The organism is Hydrogenophaga sp. UC242_50 (assembly GCF_042697355.1).
Lineage (GTDB): Bacteria > Pseudomonadota > Gammaproteobacteria > Burkholderiales > Burkholderiaceae_C > Hydrogenophaga.
Window position 1 is genome coordinate 760,234 of record NZ_CP170553.1, and the last position, 14,598, is coordinate 774,831.

Annotated in this window: 16 protein-coding genes, 3 pseudogenes and 1 riboswitch; of the genes and pseudogenes, 3 read left to right on the forward strand and 16 right to left on the reverse strand. The window is 66.0% G+C overall.

The features are described 5' to 3' along the window. Nucleotides 1–142: 142 nt before the first annotated feature. The 14 genes and pseudogenes from ACFJGX_RS03910 to ACFJGX_RS03975 all read right to left on the reverse strand — a co-directional run. A pseudogene (locus tag ACFJGX_RS03910) lies at nucleotides 143–787 on the reverse strand (transglycosylase domain-containing protein); the annotation flags it as partial. Between the two features lie 128 nt (nucleotides 788–915). Next, a riboswitch (glycine riboswitch) is annotated at nucleotides 916–1,005 on the reverse strand. Nucleotides 1,006–1,034: 29 nt separating this feature from the next. After that, nucleotides 1,035–1,826: a type I methionyl aminopeptidase gene (gene map / locus ACFJGX_RS03915; protein ID WP_382322643.1), complete on the reverse strand. Its 792-nt coding sequence runs from the start codon at nucleotides 1,824–1,826 to the stop codon at nucleotides 1,035–1,037. Then, nucleotides 1,826–2,080 (reverse strand): ParD-like family protein, encoded by a 255-nt coding sequence (locus ACFJGX_RS03920; RefSeq protein WP_382322642.1) that lies wholly within the window; start codon nucleotides 2,078–2,080, stop codon nucleotides 1,826–1,828. Before ACFJGX_RS03920 ends, map begins: the two co-directional genes overlap by 1 nt. A gap of 56 nt (nucleotides 2,081–2,136) precedes the next feature. Continuing rightward, nucleotides 2,137–2,739, reverse strand: coding sequence for a hypothetical protein (locus ACFJGX_RS03925; protein WP_382322641.1), 603 nt, complete (start codon nucleotides 2,737–2,739; stop codon nucleotides 2,137–2,139). Between the two features lie 83 nt (nucleotides 2,740–2,822). After that, nucleotides 2,823–4,011: pseudogene (locus ACFJGX_RS03930) on the reverse strand (calcium:proton antiporter). A gap of 247 nt (nucleotides 4,012–4,258) precedes the next feature. Continuing rightward, nucleotides 4,259–5,047, reverse strand: a complete 789-nt coding sequence (locus ACFJGX_RS03935; protein ID WP_382327787.1) for an aminoglycoside phosphotransferase family protein — start codon at nucleotides 5,045–5,047, stop codon at nucleotides 4,259–4,261. Between the two features lie 23 nt (nucleotides 5,048–5,070). After that, nucleotides 5,071–5,379, reverse strand: a complete 309-nt coding sequence (locus tag ACFJGX_RS03940; protein ID WP_382322639.1) for a hypothetical protein — start codon at nucleotides 5,377–5,379, stop codon at nucleotides 5,071–5,073. Nucleotides 5,380–5,510: 131 nt separating this feature from the next. Beyond that, on the reverse strand, nucleotides 5,511–7,304 hold the full coding sequence (locus ACFJGX_RS03945; RefSeq protein WP_382322638.1) for an ATP-binding protein: 1,794 nt from the start codon (nucleotides 7,302–7,304) through the stop codon (nucleotides 5,511–5,513). A 7-nt stretch (nucleotides 7,305–7,311) separates the two neighbouring features. Next, nucleotides 7,312–7,908: a response regulator gene (locus ACFJGX_RS03950; protein ID WP_382322637.1), complete on the reverse strand. Its 597-nt coding sequence runs from the start codon at nucleotides 7,906–7,908 to the stop codon at nucleotides 7,312–7,314. Between the two features lie 92 nt (nucleotides 7,909–8,000). Next, nucleotides 8,001–8,393 carry a GFA family protein gene (locus ACFJGX_RS03955; RefSeq protein ID WP_382163630.1) on the reverse strand — a complete coding sequence of 131 codons (393 nt, stop codon included), beginning with the start codon at nucleotides 8,391–8,393 and terminating at the stop codon, nucleotides 8,001–8,003. A gap of 85 nt (nucleotides 8,394–8,478) precedes the next feature. After that, nucleotides 8,479–9,240, reverse strand: a complete 762-nt coding sequence (locus tag ACFJGX_RS03960; RefSeq protein ID WP_382327789.1) for a spore coat protein U domain-containing protein — start codon at nucleotides 9,238–9,240, stop codon at nucleotides 8,479–8,481. A gap of 233 nt (nucleotides 9,241–9,473) precedes the next feature. Continuing rightward, on the reverse strand, nucleotides 9,474–9,884 hold the full coding sequence (locus ACFJGX_RS03965; RefSeq protein WP_382322636.1) for a hypothetical protein: 411 nt from the start codon (nucleotides 9,882–9,884) through the stop codon (nucleotides 9,474–9,476). Between the two features lie 13 nt (nucleotides 9,885–9,897). After that, the gene (locus ACFJGX_RS03970; protein ID WP_382322635.1) at nucleotides 9,898–10,407 is read right to left on the reverse strand and encodes a hypothetical protein; all 510 of its coding nucleotides are present in this window, start codon (nucleotides 10,405–10,407) and stop codon (nucleotides 9,898–9,900) included. Continuing rightward, complete coding sequence (locus ACFJGX_RS03975) at nucleotides 10,404–10,619, reverse strand: hypothetical protein (protein ID WP_382328854.1); 216 nt, start codon at nucleotides 10,617–10,619, stop codon at nucleotides 10,404–10,406. The genes ACFJGX_RS03970 and ACFJGX_RS03975 overlap by 4 nt, the downstream gene beginning before the upstream one ends. On the opposite strand from ACFJGX_RS03975, the pseudogene ACFJGX_RS03980 reads away from it, so the two are divergent. The 3 genes and pseudogenes from ACFJGX_RS03980 to infA form a co-directional block, all read left to right on the forward strand. Then, nucleotides 10,576–10,839: pseudogene (locus ACFJGX_RS03980) on the forward strand (sensor histidine kinase); the annotation flags it as partial. The gene ACFJGX_RS03975 and the pseudogene ACFJGX_RS03980 overlap by 44 nt on opposite strands. Nucleotides 10,840–10,879: 40 nt before the next feature. Continuing rightward, nucleotides 10,880–11,443 (forward strand): response regulator, encoded by a 564-nt coding sequence (locus ACFJGX_RS03985; RefSeq protein WP_382327791.1) that lies wholly within the window; start codon nucleotides 10,880–10,882, stop codon nucleotides 11,441–11,443. A 651-nt stretch (nucleotides 11,444–12,094) separates the two neighbouring features. Then, a complete protein-coding gene (gene infA / locus ACFJGX_RS03990) occupies nucleotides 12,095–12,349 on the forward strand; it encodes a translation initiation factor IF-1 (RefSeq protein WP_056265133.1) in 255 nt (84 codons plus the stop codon). Nucleotides 12,350–12,361: 12 nt separating this feature from the next. Here infA and ACFJGX_RS03995 read toward each other — a convergent pair whose 3' ends face one another. Together ACFJGX_RS03995 and ACFJGX_RS04000 are read right to left on the reverse strand one after the other, a co-directional pair. Further along, entirely contained in the window at nucleotides 12,362–13,390 is a 1,029-nt protein-coding gene (locus ACFJGX_RS03995) for a patatin-like phospholipase family protein (protein WP_382322633.1), read from the reverse strand. Nucleotides 13,391–13,395: 5 nt separating this feature from the next. Further along, the gene (locus tag ACFJGX_RS04000; RefSeq protein WP_382322632.1) at nucleotides 13,396–14,493 is read right to left on the reverse strand and encodes a 3-deoxy-7-phosphoheptulonate synthase; all 1,098 of its coding nucleotides are present in this window, start codon (nucleotides 14,491–14,493) and stop codon (nucleotides 13,396–13,398) included. Between the last annotated feature and the right edge of the window lie 105 nt (nucleotides 14,494–14,598).

Below are 14,598 nucleotides of genomic sequence, written 5' to 3' on the forward strand. Positions count from 1 at the left end.
TCGACGGGTGGTTCAGCGCCAAGGTCAGGGGCTCGGCGCGGGCCTGCTCATAGGCCGGCTCATCGAGATGCCCCAGCTCGCGCATGCGCTTGAGAATGTGCTGCTGGCGCACGGTGGCGCGCTCGCGGTTGGCGACCGGGTTGTAGGCGGAGGGCGCCTTGGGCAGGCCGGCCAGCATGGCCGCCTCGGCGACGCTGAGCTGGTCGAGCGTCTTGTCGAAGTAGACCGATGCGGCCGCCGCGAAACCGTAGGCCCGTTCGCCCAGGTAGATCTGGTTCATGTACAGCTCCAGGATCTTGTCCTTGCTGTAGACCGATTCGAGCTTGTAGGCCAGCATGATCTCCATGACCTTGCGCCGGTAGGTCTTCTCCCGGCTCAGGAAGAAGACCCGCGCGACCTGCATGGAGATGGTGCTGCCACCTTGCGCGTGCCCACCGGCCAGGAGGTTGCCGAGCGCCGCGCGAACGAGGCCCGCGTAGTCCACCGCCCCGTGTTCGTGGAACCGCGCGTCCTCGATGGCCAGCAAGGCCTGCTGCATGCGCAACGGGATGCGCTCGATCGGCACGAACTCGCGCCGCTCTTCGCCGTACTCGGCGAGCAGGCTGCCGTCCCTGGCGTGGATGCGCATGGGCAGCATCGGTTCGTAGTGGGCCAGGTGACCAACCTCGGGCACCTGCTGCCACAGGCGGTGCAAGGCATGGGCGGCGCCGAGGGCAACGCCGATGCACAGGCCAAGGGCCAGCGCGGCGAAGAACCGGGCCGTGAAAGGGGTTCGAAAGGAGAACATGGGCAAGGCTCAGGTGAAAGCGCCTCTCCCCCTGTCCTTTTACCTGAGAGTTTCGACTGCGTCGGCAGTCTGCCCCTTCGGTGTGCCGGTGCGCGCGCGGTGCGGCTCGGCCTCTCTCCAGTCGGCGAAATGTGTCTGCGGTCCGGTGGCCTGAGCGATCATGGGAGTTTGCGCCTTCGGCGGAGGCGCGACACGCCTCGCTCTCCCGCAGAGCGTCGCAGTCTATCAGAGGGTCAAAACCCGGGCGTCACACCGGTGCGCGGGCACCCGTGCCACCCGGCCAGGGCGTGAGCACCTCGTGTCCCTCGGGCGTGACGGCCACCATGTGTTCCCACTGGGCGGACAGGGAGCGGTCTTTGGTCACGACGGTCCACCCATCGGCCAAGGTCCGGGTCTCGCGCTGGCCTGCGTTGAGCATGGGTTCGATGGTGAAGACCATCCCCGGCTCCAGCCTGAGCCCCTCGCCGCGCCGGCCATGGTGAAGCACGTTCGGTTCTTCGTGGTAGATCCGGCCAATGCCGTGCCCGCAGTACTCGCGCACCACGCTGAAGTGCTCTCGATGGGCGACGGACTGGATGGCATCGCCAATGTCCCCCAGCGTCGCGCCGGGCCTGACCTGCCGGATGCCGGCCAGCAGGGCTTCGTAGGTGGTCTCCACCAGACGCCGGGCCAGCACGTTGGGTGTGCCGACGAAGTACATGCGGCTGGTGTCGCCGAACCAGCCGTCCTGGTTGACGGCCACATCGATGTTGATGATGTCGCCCTTCTTCAGCAGCTTGTCGGGCGAGGGGATGCCGTGGCAGACCACCTGGTTGACGGAGGTGAGGATGGTCTTGGGGTACCCGTGGTACCCCAGGTTGGCCGGGATGGCGCCCTGGACATTCACGATGTGGTCGTGGCAGATCCGGTCCAGCGTCTCCGTGCTGACCCCGGGGACGACGTGGGGCTCGATCATGCCGAGCACCTCCGCGGCCAGCCTGCCGGCGCGCCGCGCCATCTCGATGTCCTCGGCGGACTTGATGGTGATGCCGCGAGCCACTAGCGCTGGCCCGCCGGGGCTGTGCGGGACTTGCCCGGTGGGGTCGCGGCCGCCACGGTGATGTCCAGGCCCCCCGCGAGTTCCGCCCGCACCAACAGCTGGCAGATCTCCCGGTGGTCCAGCGCCGGGTGAAGCTCGGTCAGCATGCCAACCCGCATCCAGTGTTCGGCCTGCGCATTGATGGACCTGCTCAGCGCATTCCCCGCCACGCGCAGGTTCTCGTGCATCAGGTCCGAAATCTTGACGATCCCCATTCATCACCTATATATGAAACGTATATGAATTATATACGCCTCAAGGTGGACGGCGGCTAGTTGGGGTTGGCCGGCGGGGTGGGTGGCGCGGCGGCCGGTGGGGGGTCCACCGGATCCAGCAGGCCCTTGGGCGGGTTGCGCTTCATCTCACCGGCCAGCGTCAGCTGCTCGGGACTCATGCATTCATCGGCCAGCCGCTTGCCCAGTTGCTGGCTCATGAGCATGGACTTGTTGCCCAACTGCAGCCACATGGCGCCCCGCTTCGGGTCTTCGAGCCGGATGGCACCGGTGCGGCTTTCCACCGGGTGCATGTAGTACCGCGCGTTGCGCATGTTCTTCACCTGCACGATGAAGAACCCCTGCCGCTTGGCGGGCACGATCTCCACAGCCGAGCCCAGTTCGCAGGGGATGTTGCCGAGGTACACGCGCTGCGCGACCGCGAGATCGGCTTCGGTGAGGTTCACGCTGGAATCCTCTTCGATCGGTGTCACTTCTTCCACGGCCTTGGCCGCGGAGCGCGCCAGCGGCGCGCGTTTGGTCGTGGTGGTGGGTTTGGCCGCTGGCTTGGCGGCGGGCTTCGCGGGGGTCTGCTGCGCCATCACCGGGATGGGCGCGAACGCCACGGCGCTCAGGGAGAAGACGAGGGCAAGGATTTTCATGGGCCATAGTCTGCCCGCATGGCCGCTGAAATGCTGTTCGCAGATGTTTCGACCGCATCCACCGTGGGCCGCCCATGGCGCGGCTAGGGAAAGAACAACAGCACGGCGAACACGGCAAACAGCGCGAGGTGCATGTAACCCTGCAGCGCCGAGGTGCGCTGGCCGTTGAAGGTGAGCATGCTCAGCACGGCGGTGCGCACAAACAGGGCCGTGTCCATGTGGGAGATGCCCATGACGACCTGCTTGTCGTACAACAAGCCAATCGCCAGCACCGCGGGAACCGTGAGCCCCACGGTGGAGACAAAGGCACCCAGACACAGGTTGACGGCCCGCTGCATCTCATTGCCCAGCGCCGCGCGCACGGCGGTCAAGGACTCGGGGGTGAACACGATCAGGGCGATGAGCACGCCACTCACGGCCACGGGCGCGCCCGCGGCCGCAATGCCGTAGTCGAGCACGACGGCCAGGTGGTGGCCCAGCAGAACGATCGGAACAATCATGGCCAGCAGCAGCAGCGAATGCACCCAGACATCCTTCCTGCTTTGCTGGACAGAACCCTCCGCCTTTTCGGTCTCGGTCGGCGCCCTGGAGGTGCGTTCCATGCGGCGCACCACCATCGCCCCGGGAGGGGGCTGAACGAAGAGGCGCTTGTGGCTGCCGATCTGCTTCCACAGGAAGGCCGCGTACAGCAGCGCGGTGAGGACACCGATGCCCATCGCCTGCTCAGGCCCGAATTCACCCGCTGTGCTGGTGAACTTGGGCAGCACCAGGGCCACCGTGGTCAACAGGGCAATCATCGACAGGTAGGCCGTCGCCCCCTGCGCATTGAACTCCTGTTCGCCATGCCGGGCAGCGCCCACCGCCAGGCAGATCCCCATCACGAGGTTCAGGATGATCATCAACACGGCAAAAATGGAATCGCGCCCGATCGTGGGAGCTTCCCCCGGACCCAAGAGCACCGAGGCAATCAGGATGACCTCGATGGACACGATGGACAGCGTCAGGATGAGCGTGCCGTACGGCTCGCCCAGTTTGTGCGCCAGGTAGTCCGCCTCATGCACGACACCAAACGATGCCGCCACGATGGTGCGCCAGCAGCACGGCGAAGCTCAGGCCGGCGACACCGGGTGTGAGTGGCGCGGCCAGCCAGGAGGAACCGTAAAAAGAGAACAACCCCACCACAACCCATGCACCGAGCAGAAGCGCCCAGGTGGCTGGAGAGATGAGCCGCGCGCGCGCGGCGGGTGGGTGGAGGGGGGAGGCGTTGACCATGGCGACCACTTTCACAAGCAGTGCGGGGGCCGTCCCTCGCGGTTGAATCCATGCCGATGGGGTCGTCCCCATTCGGCCTCACACCTGGCGCGTGAGCCCCACAATTATAGGTTTCGAGCTTGTGACCCCGTGAACCGCCTCAGCCGCGCCTCTCCTCTCACGGCATTGGCGCGGGCCTGAACAGGACCTGTGAAGCGGCCCTGTTCGGGCGCCATGCGGCTGGAGAAGAAACGGTGCTCGTGACCGCTCAGAGATGGGCCGATGCCATGTGGGCCATCGCCAAGGCCGTGTCCGGCGCGGAGCCGTCCTCCAGATGCCAGCAAGCGGAAAGGCCCGCCCAGGCCAGGATCCATTGAAGCAGCCGCCTGCGCTCGAGACCCGCCGAGGCGGCAACCACCTCCAGCCGGCGGAGAAACCGCTCCGGCGAGGTGGCGGTCTCAGCGTCGGGATTGCAGAAGAGGTTGGCGTAGTCAAAACCGCGTTCGCCCCACAGGCCCTTGGGGTCGATCGCGAGCCAACCGCGTGGACCGAAGTCCAGGACGTTGCCGTGGTGGATGTCCCCGTGAAGCACACCGACATCCCGCGCCGAGGCCAACAAGTCCCGTGCGGTCGCTGCGGCCGTGGCGAAGATGCCGCCTCTTGCTGCCGCGCAGGCCTCCAGCCCTTGAAACCAGGTGGGCAAGTCGGTGAGTGCCGGTGGCGGCCCTGGCCGGGGCGCGTGCAGTCGGGCGACCACGGCACACAGGATGTTGCAGGCTTCATCGTCGCGCCCATGGCGAGCCATCTCGGCGAGCGCCATGCCGCCTGGCGCGCGCTCCAACAGCAGCGCCGGGCCCTCGTGGGCCAGCACCCTGGCCGCACCGTCGCCCTGCCACCAGGCCATCAATGCCGCGCCGGCCCGCTCCTCCTGTTGGGTGGCCAGCTTCAGCATGGCGGGCGTCCCGTGGAACCGCACGGGCAGGAGCTGCCCGCTGTTCGTGACGACAGGCGGGCCGTCGGGCACCAGGCCCCAGCGATGGATGTGCTCGGCCCTCACGACACCTTACTGCATGCCCCCTGTCACCTGCATTGCTCGTCAAACGTGCTCGTCATGGTGGACACCACCTCGGGGCGGATGCCGAGCCAGGTCTCGACCTTCATGTTCGTGGCCTTGGCTTCGCACTGGAGCCGCGCCTGTTCGGGCGGTTTTGCCGGCATCAGCTTGATCAAACCCGACAGGGCATCGCAATACAGTTTGAAGTTCTTCGCGCGCAATGCGTTGTCTCTCTGGGTGCGGAGCTTGTCGTACTCGGCACACTGCGGATCGGGTGCCGCGACGGACACGGCGGCGAGCAAGGACAGGGTCAGGCCAAGAAGGAGTTTGCGCATGGGAACGGGTCCGGGGCGGGACGTGGTTGGGTCGGAAGGAGAGATGGTCAACAGACGATCGCGAGTATTCATCGCGACCCTCCCTGGCGTGAAGTGACCCCGGTCACATGGCGGCGGGTGAGAACGGCAGATCAGCGCGCCAGCGCGTCCAGCAGCTGTTGCGCTTGCACAGGTTTGTGCAGGAAGGGCACACCGCTGGTTCGGATGTCGGTGATGCGTTGCGGCGCGGTCTCGCCGGTCACCAGCAAGGTGCGCAGGTGGGGTGAGGTGTTGCGCAGGACCAGGAGGTAGTCCAGGCCGTTGCGTTCTCCCGGGAGCCGGAAGTCGGAAACGACGGCGTCGATCGGGTGTCGCTGCAGCAGGTGCTGCGCCTGCGCCAGATCGCTGGCGGGGTACACCGTGCAACCGCGCGCGCAGAGCACCAATGCCATGGCCTCGCGGCTGGCCGGCTCGTCGTCAATGACGAGCACATGGCGCGGCAGGCTGTTCGCGGCGTGAACCGGGGGAACAAGGCCAGCGTCTGCAGGGCTTGCTGGATGGAGCCTGCGCCCGTCGGCCTGTTTCACCCACACCCGAAAGCGTGTGCCTCGCGACGGCATCGATGAGAGCGCCATGGGATGTTCCAGCAGGCTCGAGAGCCGTTTGACGATGGACAGGCCGATGCCCAGACCGGATGCGCGGTCGCGTTGTGGATTGGCCAGCTGGTAGAACTCGTCGAACACCCGTTGTTGATGTTCTGTCGCGATGCCGATGCCGGTGTCGACCACCTCGAAGCGGACCCAACCGGCCCGTCCCGCGGGGACCCCCGCCCTTGCCGCGACGAGCACACCACCGGTGCGCGTGTATTTGATGGCGTTGTCGATCAGATTGCCGAGCAGGCGCGTGAGCAGCTGCACGTCGCTCACGACGACCAGATCGCCCGGCGCCCGGAACCGAAGCTGCAGGTCGCGCTCCTGGGCGCTGCCGGAGAACATGTGGTTCAGCGACAGGAACAGCTCGTGCACGCGCACGGGCGCCAGCGCGGGTTGCACGGCGCCCGCATCCAGCCGGGAGATGTCGAGCATGGTGTCCAGCGACTGGTTCAGCATGCGCACCGAGTGGCTCAACCGCGTGACCGTCTGTGCGCTGTCCGGATCGAGCTGGGACCGTTCCAGCACCGAGGTGAACAGCGAGATGGCATGAAGCGGTTGGCGCAGATCGTGGCTGGCGGACGCGAGAAAGCGGCTTTTTTCCCGGTTGGCGTTTTCGACCAGTTCCACCTGCTGGGCCAGGCGGCGGGCGAGGTCTTCCTTTTCAAAGCGCACCGTCAGCGACTGCTCGAGCAGGTCCGCCTGCTGGAACGTCCACTTGAGCGTCATCACCAGAAAAAGCGTCATGCAGAAGGCCAGCACCGAACCGACCAGGCCACCGTGCCAGAGGCAGGCGGAGATCATGCCGACCGCCGCCGGGACGCTGAACGCGGCGATGGTCTGGCGGTGGGTGGAGACGATCGCGGAGCCGAGCGATATCGCACCCATGATGAACACGGAGATGAGAATCAGAGGGTCCACGTTCCGGTGCGCGTTGAGCAGCCAGGGTGCGGCCCCCCACATGGCGCCCAGCAGAAAGATGTCCCGGACACGGCCTTGCAGGATGCGGGGCAACTCGTGGTCCTGCAGGGGGCCGTGGGCCTCCAGCTTTCTGCGCTGCACGTAGCTCGTGAAGACGACGATGTAGAACAGGCCGAGCCAGACCAGGGGAAGCAGGGACGTCCCATTCAGGTAGAACAGGATCGCCAGCGGCGTGGCGAAAGGGATGGGCGAGAGGATGCGCACCGGCCCGGTCTTTTGCAGCAGGAGCGCGAGCTGGATGCGCTGCACGGTCAGTGGCGACCGGGCTTGCACGCCCAGCGCCCGGTGAATGCTCGTCAGCAGCTTCTCGATCACACCAGGCTCAGGAAAACAGCCCGATCAGCTCGGCGCGGGAGCGAACGTTGAAGACGAGAAAAATCGTCGAAACGCAATTCTTCACCGAGCCCAGCACCAGCCCGGTTTCGGCGGCGATCGCCTGGTTGTCGAGGCCGCTGAGCAGCAGCTCCAGGACCTGGACCTGGCGGTCGGTCAACCGGACGCCAGGCCTCAGGTTCTGGCTGCGGGCCGCCGCGCCGTGTTTCCCCGGGCGATGGCTGGCCGTGGAGGCGCTCTCAATCGCCGCGAGCATGCCCTTCAATCCATCGGTATCGCCCGTCTTGCAGAAGTAGCCCCAGGCACCGTGCGCCAAGGCTTCTTCGCGAACGCGGGGATCGTGCGTGCCCGACACGACCACGATCGGCAACTGCGGATAGAGCTGCCGCAGGAGTTTGAGGCCGGTCAGGCCGCGGGTGTCGCCCAGGTTCAGATCGAGCAACAGCAGAAAGACCTCCTCGGCGCGCTGCTTCAGAAACAGCAGGGCCTGCTCCAGGCTGTGCGCATCGGCCACATGGAAACGGTCGGCGAAGTGCTGATCGATCACCTGGCGCAGACCCATCCGCACCAGTTCGTGGTCGTCCACGGCCAGTATCGTTTTGCATTGCTGGGTTTCTGACATCGCCAGATGTTAGCCGCGGCAGCATCGCGGCCGCAGAGGGCGCAAGGATTCGCCGCTCATGCCTCGGGACGGCCCGTTTCCTCCTCGTCGCGCTCATACCGCCTGGCGAGTGGGAACGGTGGCAGCCAGGATTCGCGGCGCACGGTCCAGAGTTCGTAGGTGGGCACGAACTGGTCGGGCGCGTCGAGGGTGCCCAGGTTGACTTCGATTTCGTCGCCACTGCGCCCATACACCGACGAACCACAGCGAGGACAGAAAAACCTGCCGGCGTAGTCGCTCGTTTCGCCTTCGACGGTCACGGCGTTCTGCGGAAAGATCGCGGAGGCGTGGAAGAGCGCGCCGTGGTGTTTCCGACAGTCGAGACAGTGGCACAGGCCCACCCGATGGGGTCGGCCGGTGGCTTCAATTCGAACGTTGCCGCACAGGCAACCACCCGTGAATCGGTCCATGCTGCGTCTCCTGGGATCGACCGCCATTGTCTCCCCGGCACCCGGTTTTCGAAAACGGTTTTTTTGACCACGGTCACACGGGCGTTCAGTAGGTGATGAACACCGTGTGCGCCTGGGTGCCCGAGCATGTGGGCCCGGTGCAGGTGCCTGCCTGACCCGCCTGCATGCTGCCGGTGAGCGTGACCGCCTGGCCGGTGTTGCCGTTGCCGCTGCCCGAAGCGGGCGACGGGGTGATGGTGTACCGCAGACCTTGGAGCACGGCGGGGTTCGGGCTCACAGAGATGGTCCACGGCAGGCCCGAGCTGCAGCGCAACATGAAGCTGGTGGTTGAGGTTTGTGCTGTGGCGCTGAACGCGGTGTAGTTGAACGCCAGGTTGCCCGGGTAGGTGTTGAACACGCACTGGTTGTTCACGCCCACTGTCATCACCACCGGTGCGTTGGGGCTGAGCGCGCCCGCGTTGCTGTTGGGGTATTGCGCGAAGATGTTGAAGGTGTCGCTGTAGACGCCGGCCGCGGGTGAGGAGGGGTTGCCGCCAAAGCCCACCTGAACCCGGATGCAATAGGTCAGCGTGGTCGTGGCCGTCAAGGCGGCACCAAAGTTCAAAGTGCCGGTTTCCACATTGCCTGTGCCCGTGGCGGGCGCGCGCCAGTTGGTGTTGTTGTTGCAAGTGCCGCCGCGGCGCAGGGAGTAGCTGAGGTAGTTGGAGCTGCTGCTCAGGCGCACACGCCGGAAGGGCTGAGAGGACGTTGCGTTGAGCCCGTCGTCCGCCTTGAGGCGGTAGCTCAGGTTGCTGCTATCGCCTGCGGACCGGGTGCAGGTCCGCCTGCAAGGCCACCTCGGTCTCACCCTCGTTGCTGATGGACACGGCCACGACCCGCTCGCGTGGGGTCATGTGGATGCGGACCGGCGAAATCGAAAAGGCACCCGCCTCGGCCGCAGGGGCCCATACCAAGGCGGGCGTGGAGAAAGCAAGTGCAAGACACCGGAGCCACGTCGATCGGGCGAGAGAGGCAGAAACGTTCATGGGCTTGAGCCTGCTCTGCAAGGAACGGGCATCCTCCGCAGGAAGTACAGAGACACTAGAAAGACACCAGGATCTCCACCGGCTCGTCGGTCCGCTCGTGGCCCGAGGACACTCGCATCGCGGTGACGGAGGCTGGTGGATCCCGCGAGACCGGGAAACGGGCGGAACGGGCCGAGTCGGACGCTCCGCGCATCATGAGATAGCGAAAATGGCCGCCCGATGTGCCCACAAAGGCATGGAGGGGCATTGGCAAGATGTCCACGAACTGACCGCTGGTGCACGTCACCTGGAAATCGGCAGCTTCGTTCAGAGGCTCACTCACGCAGGTGCCTTGTGACGTCGATGCCATCTTCACCGCGACGTGAAAGCCCGCCGTGGCTGCGGCGCCGGCCGCGAGGGGCCACGTCAGAAGAAGACCGCACAACACACCCACCGCTCGGCGGTGGGTGCTGCAGACTGCGTTCATGACATCTCGGGCGTCAATAGGTGATGATCAGCTGGCGCGCCTGCGTCTGCAGACCTGGGTTGTGAGTGCCTGCCTGGCCTGGAGGCATGGCGCCTGACACGGCATAGCGGTAGGTGTCGGCCGTGCCGATGCTGGAGGTCGTGGCTGCCGAGCCCGCTGTGATGGCACCTGCTGCCACGGCCAGCGTGTAGCGCAGGCCGGCAACCACGCCTTCGCCCGTCGCCGTGGCTGCCGCAGCGGTGCTCGTCATGTCGGTGCCGGTGTCGAAGGCCACGGTGGGGGCGGCGGCAAAACCGCGCGTGCATTCGAAATCGATATTGATGCCGGCGGCGTTTTGTGCGCCGCCCTGGAACGCGGTGTAGGTGCCGAAATTGAGTGTCTGGTTGTCCGAGCCGGTCTTGACCCGGCAGACGGAGGTCAGCGTGACAGAGGCGTTGAAGGTGGCGCTGACATTGGCAGCCAGTGCTTGCTGGCCCACAAGGCCGACGGCGCAAAGCAGCAGAACGCGGAATGGGGTCTTCATGGAACTTCCTTTGTGGCGAATGAGGCGCCCGCGTGCGATGCGTTGGAGGTCGAAGCGGTGAACGAAGTGGTCAACTCGCTTTCGAAATCCCTCACCATGTTGATGGCCGTCACACGGCTGAACTCCGGGCAGGTCACGACGTTGTCGGAGGCCATCTCGCTGGAAAAGATGTTCAGCTCCTTGGCCAATGAGTTTGAAGAGACGGCCAGCACCAGCGGTTTGAGCGTCGTTTTCGAGGCGCACGAACTGAGCGTGCTGACCGATCCCCATCATCTGAGAACGATCCTGACGAACCTGCTGTCCAACGCCATCAAGTATTCGTCGCGCGGCCTGGTGCGGATCACTGCCACGTCGCCGGCGCCCCAGTCGGTGGTGATCACCGTCGCGGACAACGGGATCGGCATCCCGACGGACGACCTGAACAAGATATTCGAGCCTTTTGTCCGATTGCCTTATCGAAAGGACTCGGTGGATGGCATCGGGCTCGGTTCTGCGCATCGTCAAACAGACGGCCGATCTCATCAAAGCCCCCATTCAGGTGGAATCGCTGGTGGGGCAGGGAACCACCTTCTTCCTGACCCTGCCCCGCAGCCAGGACCTGCAGGCGGTGGTCGCACCCGCCAAGGACACCTACCTTCGTGGGTTGCGCATCGTCGTCGTGGACAACGATGAAATCGTGCTGGAAAGCATGGCGCGCACGCTGGAGGAGTGGGGTTGCCGCGTCATCGCCGCGTGCGACTGGGTTGGCCTGGAAGCCAAGCTGGAAATGACGTCCAGCCCGATCGACCTGATCCTGACCGACTTTCATCTGGACGCCGGACTGTCCGGCTATGAATTGATCAAACGGGTCCGCAAGCGGGCCGGGGCACAAATCCCGTCCATTCTGCTGACCGGGGATGTGGAAATCCGGCATGGCCCGGAAAGCACCGCCACCGCCGTTGTCATCGCCTACAAGCCCCTGCCCTACGAAAAACTGGCGAATCTCATCCAGGAGACCATTTCTTCCTTTGGGGCCCAGGCGTCAGGCGGCGCCTGAGGGCAGCCAGCGCGGCTGGCTCTTTTGTGTTACATTACGCAGTCGCCTTGAGCGACCAGCCGCATCCCGACTTCACTGCCAGGATGCAACCGCCCCCGGCAGAGGGGCTGCTGGTCCAGCCCCTCCAAGGTGCCGCCACACCGCTTTCTCACAGCACCGTGGCCTTCTTCCTCCCTGCTGTTGCCGATGCCTCTGCCGTGGCTCGTGCGCCGGTTCTGGCTTGACGCATCCGCGCCACGCCGAGATCGGATGAACCGGTGGGGCACCCCGGCGCATGGGGCTGCCACCTGTTATTTGTTTCGGGCATCCACGACGCCACGGTACCGACCGCGCGTCCCGCCCACTGATGTTTTTGATGATTCACACGAACGACACAACGATTACGAGACTGTCTCCCCTCACCATGGGCAAATACCGCATCGCGGCTTTGCCCCGCCTTCTGCCGGAACGGCCTTTTTGCCGCGCAGGTCTCCATTGCCAGCGGCCATGGCAGCGCGTCCACCGACCGGGTGATCCGGTTCGACAGCGCCTTTCCCACACACGACGCGGCGGCCGATTACGCCCTTGCGCAAGGCATTGACTGGGTGCACGACTCGGTCCGCCTTTCCGCCCGCCCGAACTGACCGATACACTTCAAGCAAAGGAAACACCATCGCCAAAGAAGAACTGATCGACATGATGGGCATCGTCAACGAGGTGCTGCCCGACACGCGCTTTCGCGTCACGCTGGACAACGGTCATCAATTGATCGCTTATTCGGCCGGCAAGATGAAGAAGAACCACATCCGCATCCTGGCGGGTGACCGGGTGTCGCTGGAGCTCTCGCCCTACGACCTGACCAAGGGCCGCATCAACTTCCGCCACATCGAAGGCCGCGGCCCGATGGTGCCGCGCAAGCCGCGCTGATCCTTCGTTTTCTCAGTAGAACAGCGCCTGCAGGTCGACGCTGCTGCGTCGGCCCACGTCGGCGTGGTGCGCCGACAGCCAGGCGCTGCCGTGCTCGCGGCCCAGCGCGAACAGCATTTCAAAGAAGCGCATGTTCGCCGCGGCCTTGCTCTCGGCGCTCAGCTCGCGCATGACCTCGCTGGCCTCGATCACGTGAAAGTGCGTGCCGGCCAGGCGCCGGTCGAGTTCGCCCCGGCGCCACCAGGGGCTGTGGGCCGCGCGCTCGCGCAGGTGGGCAAACATGCGCATCTCGCGCAGGAAGGTGGCGTTGAACGCCAGTTCCATCATGCGGCTCTTGATGTCCGCCGCCGACTGCGGCGTGGCGCTGTGCTTGAGCGGGGCCAGCATCACCAGCACAATGTCGCGCGCGCGGCACTCGTGGAACAGCGGGAACACCGCCGGATTGGCCGCGTAACCCCCATCCCAGTAAGGCTCTCCATCGATCACCACGCTGCGGTGCATGGTGGGCAGGCAGGCCGAGGCCAGCACCGCGTCGGGCGTGAGCTCCCCCGAGCGGAACAGCCGCAGCTTGCCGGTGTTGACGTTGGTCGCCGCGACGAACAGCTTGACCGGGCTGCGCGCGCGCAGGCGCTCGAAATCGACCTGGCTCGACAGGATCTTGCGCAAGGGGTTGAGGTCGAACGGGTTGAGCTGCTCGGGCGAGAAGTAGTGGGTCCACTGCAGCATCAGCTGCATGGCCGGCGCCAGCCGCATGTCCTTGCCGTCGGCCGTGGGCAAGGCCACCTCGAACGGCATGCTGGCCGCCACGGCGCTCCAGAAGCCCCTGAGCGCGGCGCGCGCGCCCTCCGCTCCCCCGGCCATCAGGCCTTGCGCCAGCAGCACCGCGTTCATCGCGCCCGCGCTGGTGCCACTCACGCCGTCGAAGCGCAGGCGCCCATCCTCCAGCAGGGCATCGAGCACCCCCCAGGTGAAAGCGCCGTGCGCGCCGCCGCCCTGCAGGGCCAGGTTGACGGTGGGCGGACCGCGCCAGCGCAGGGCCATGGTGCCTACCCGCGCGTGCGCCGGGCCCGCACGGCGGCCGCCAGGCCTTCGAGCACCGGCACGGTCTGCTCGAACGAGATGCAGGCATCGGTCACGCTCACGCCCGCCTGCAGGGGCTGGCCGGGCACGATGTCCTGCCGGCCTTCGTGCAGGTGGCTCTCGATCATCACACCGACGATGCGGCGCTCGCCCGCGCCGATCTGCGCGGCCACATCGGCGGCCACGTCGATCTGCCGGCGGTGCTGCTTGCTGCTGTTGGCGTGCGACACATCGACCATCACCTGTTCGCGCAGGCCGGCTTTCTGCAGCAGGCCGCAGGCACCGGCGACGTCCGCGGCGCTGTAGTTGGGCTGCGCGCCGCCGCGCAGGATCACGTGGCAGTCGTCGTTGCCACGCGTCTCGAAGATCGCGGCCTGCCCCATCTTGGTCATGCCCATGAAGGCGTGCGCGGCGCGCGCGGCCTGGATCGCGTCGGACGCGACCTTGACCCCGCCGTCGGTGCCGTTCTTGAAGCCCACCGGGCAGCTCAGCCCGCTGGCGAGCTGCCGGTGGCTCTGGCTCTCGGTGGTGCGCGCGCCGATCGCGCCCCAGCTCACCAGGTCGCTGATGAACTGCGGGCTGAGCAGGTCCAGGAATTCGGTGCCCACCGGCAGGCCCAGCGCGAGCACCTCCAGCAGCAGCGCGCGCGCCATTTCCAGCCCTTCGTTGATCGCGAAGCTGCCATCGAGGTGCGGGTCGTTGATGTAGCCCTTCCAGCCCACCGTGGTGCGCGGCTTCTCGAAGTACACGCGCATCACCACCAGCAGGTCCTCCTGCAGCGCGTCGGCCTGGGCCTTGAGGCGCTCGGCGTAGTCGATGGCCTGGGCGTGGTCGTGGATGGAGCACGGACCGACGACGACCACGAGGCGGTCGTCCTGCCCATGCAGCACGCGCGAGATCGCGGCGCGGCTGCTTTCCACCAGGGCTTGCGCGGGATCGGGCGCGGGCAGCCATTCCTGCAGCAGGGCCGGCGTGATCAGGGGGCGCACCGCGCCGATGCGCAGGTCGTCGATGCGGGTGGTGTCGTGGGTGGACAGGACGGTGTGCGGGGTGTGGGTTTTCATGGCAGATCGAAATGTCGGGCGGATGACAAAGAAGCGGCCCGAGGTCCGTGGGCGCGCAAAAAGGTCACGTTCGGTGGATTCTGGGGCATGGGCGGTTTCAGGCGC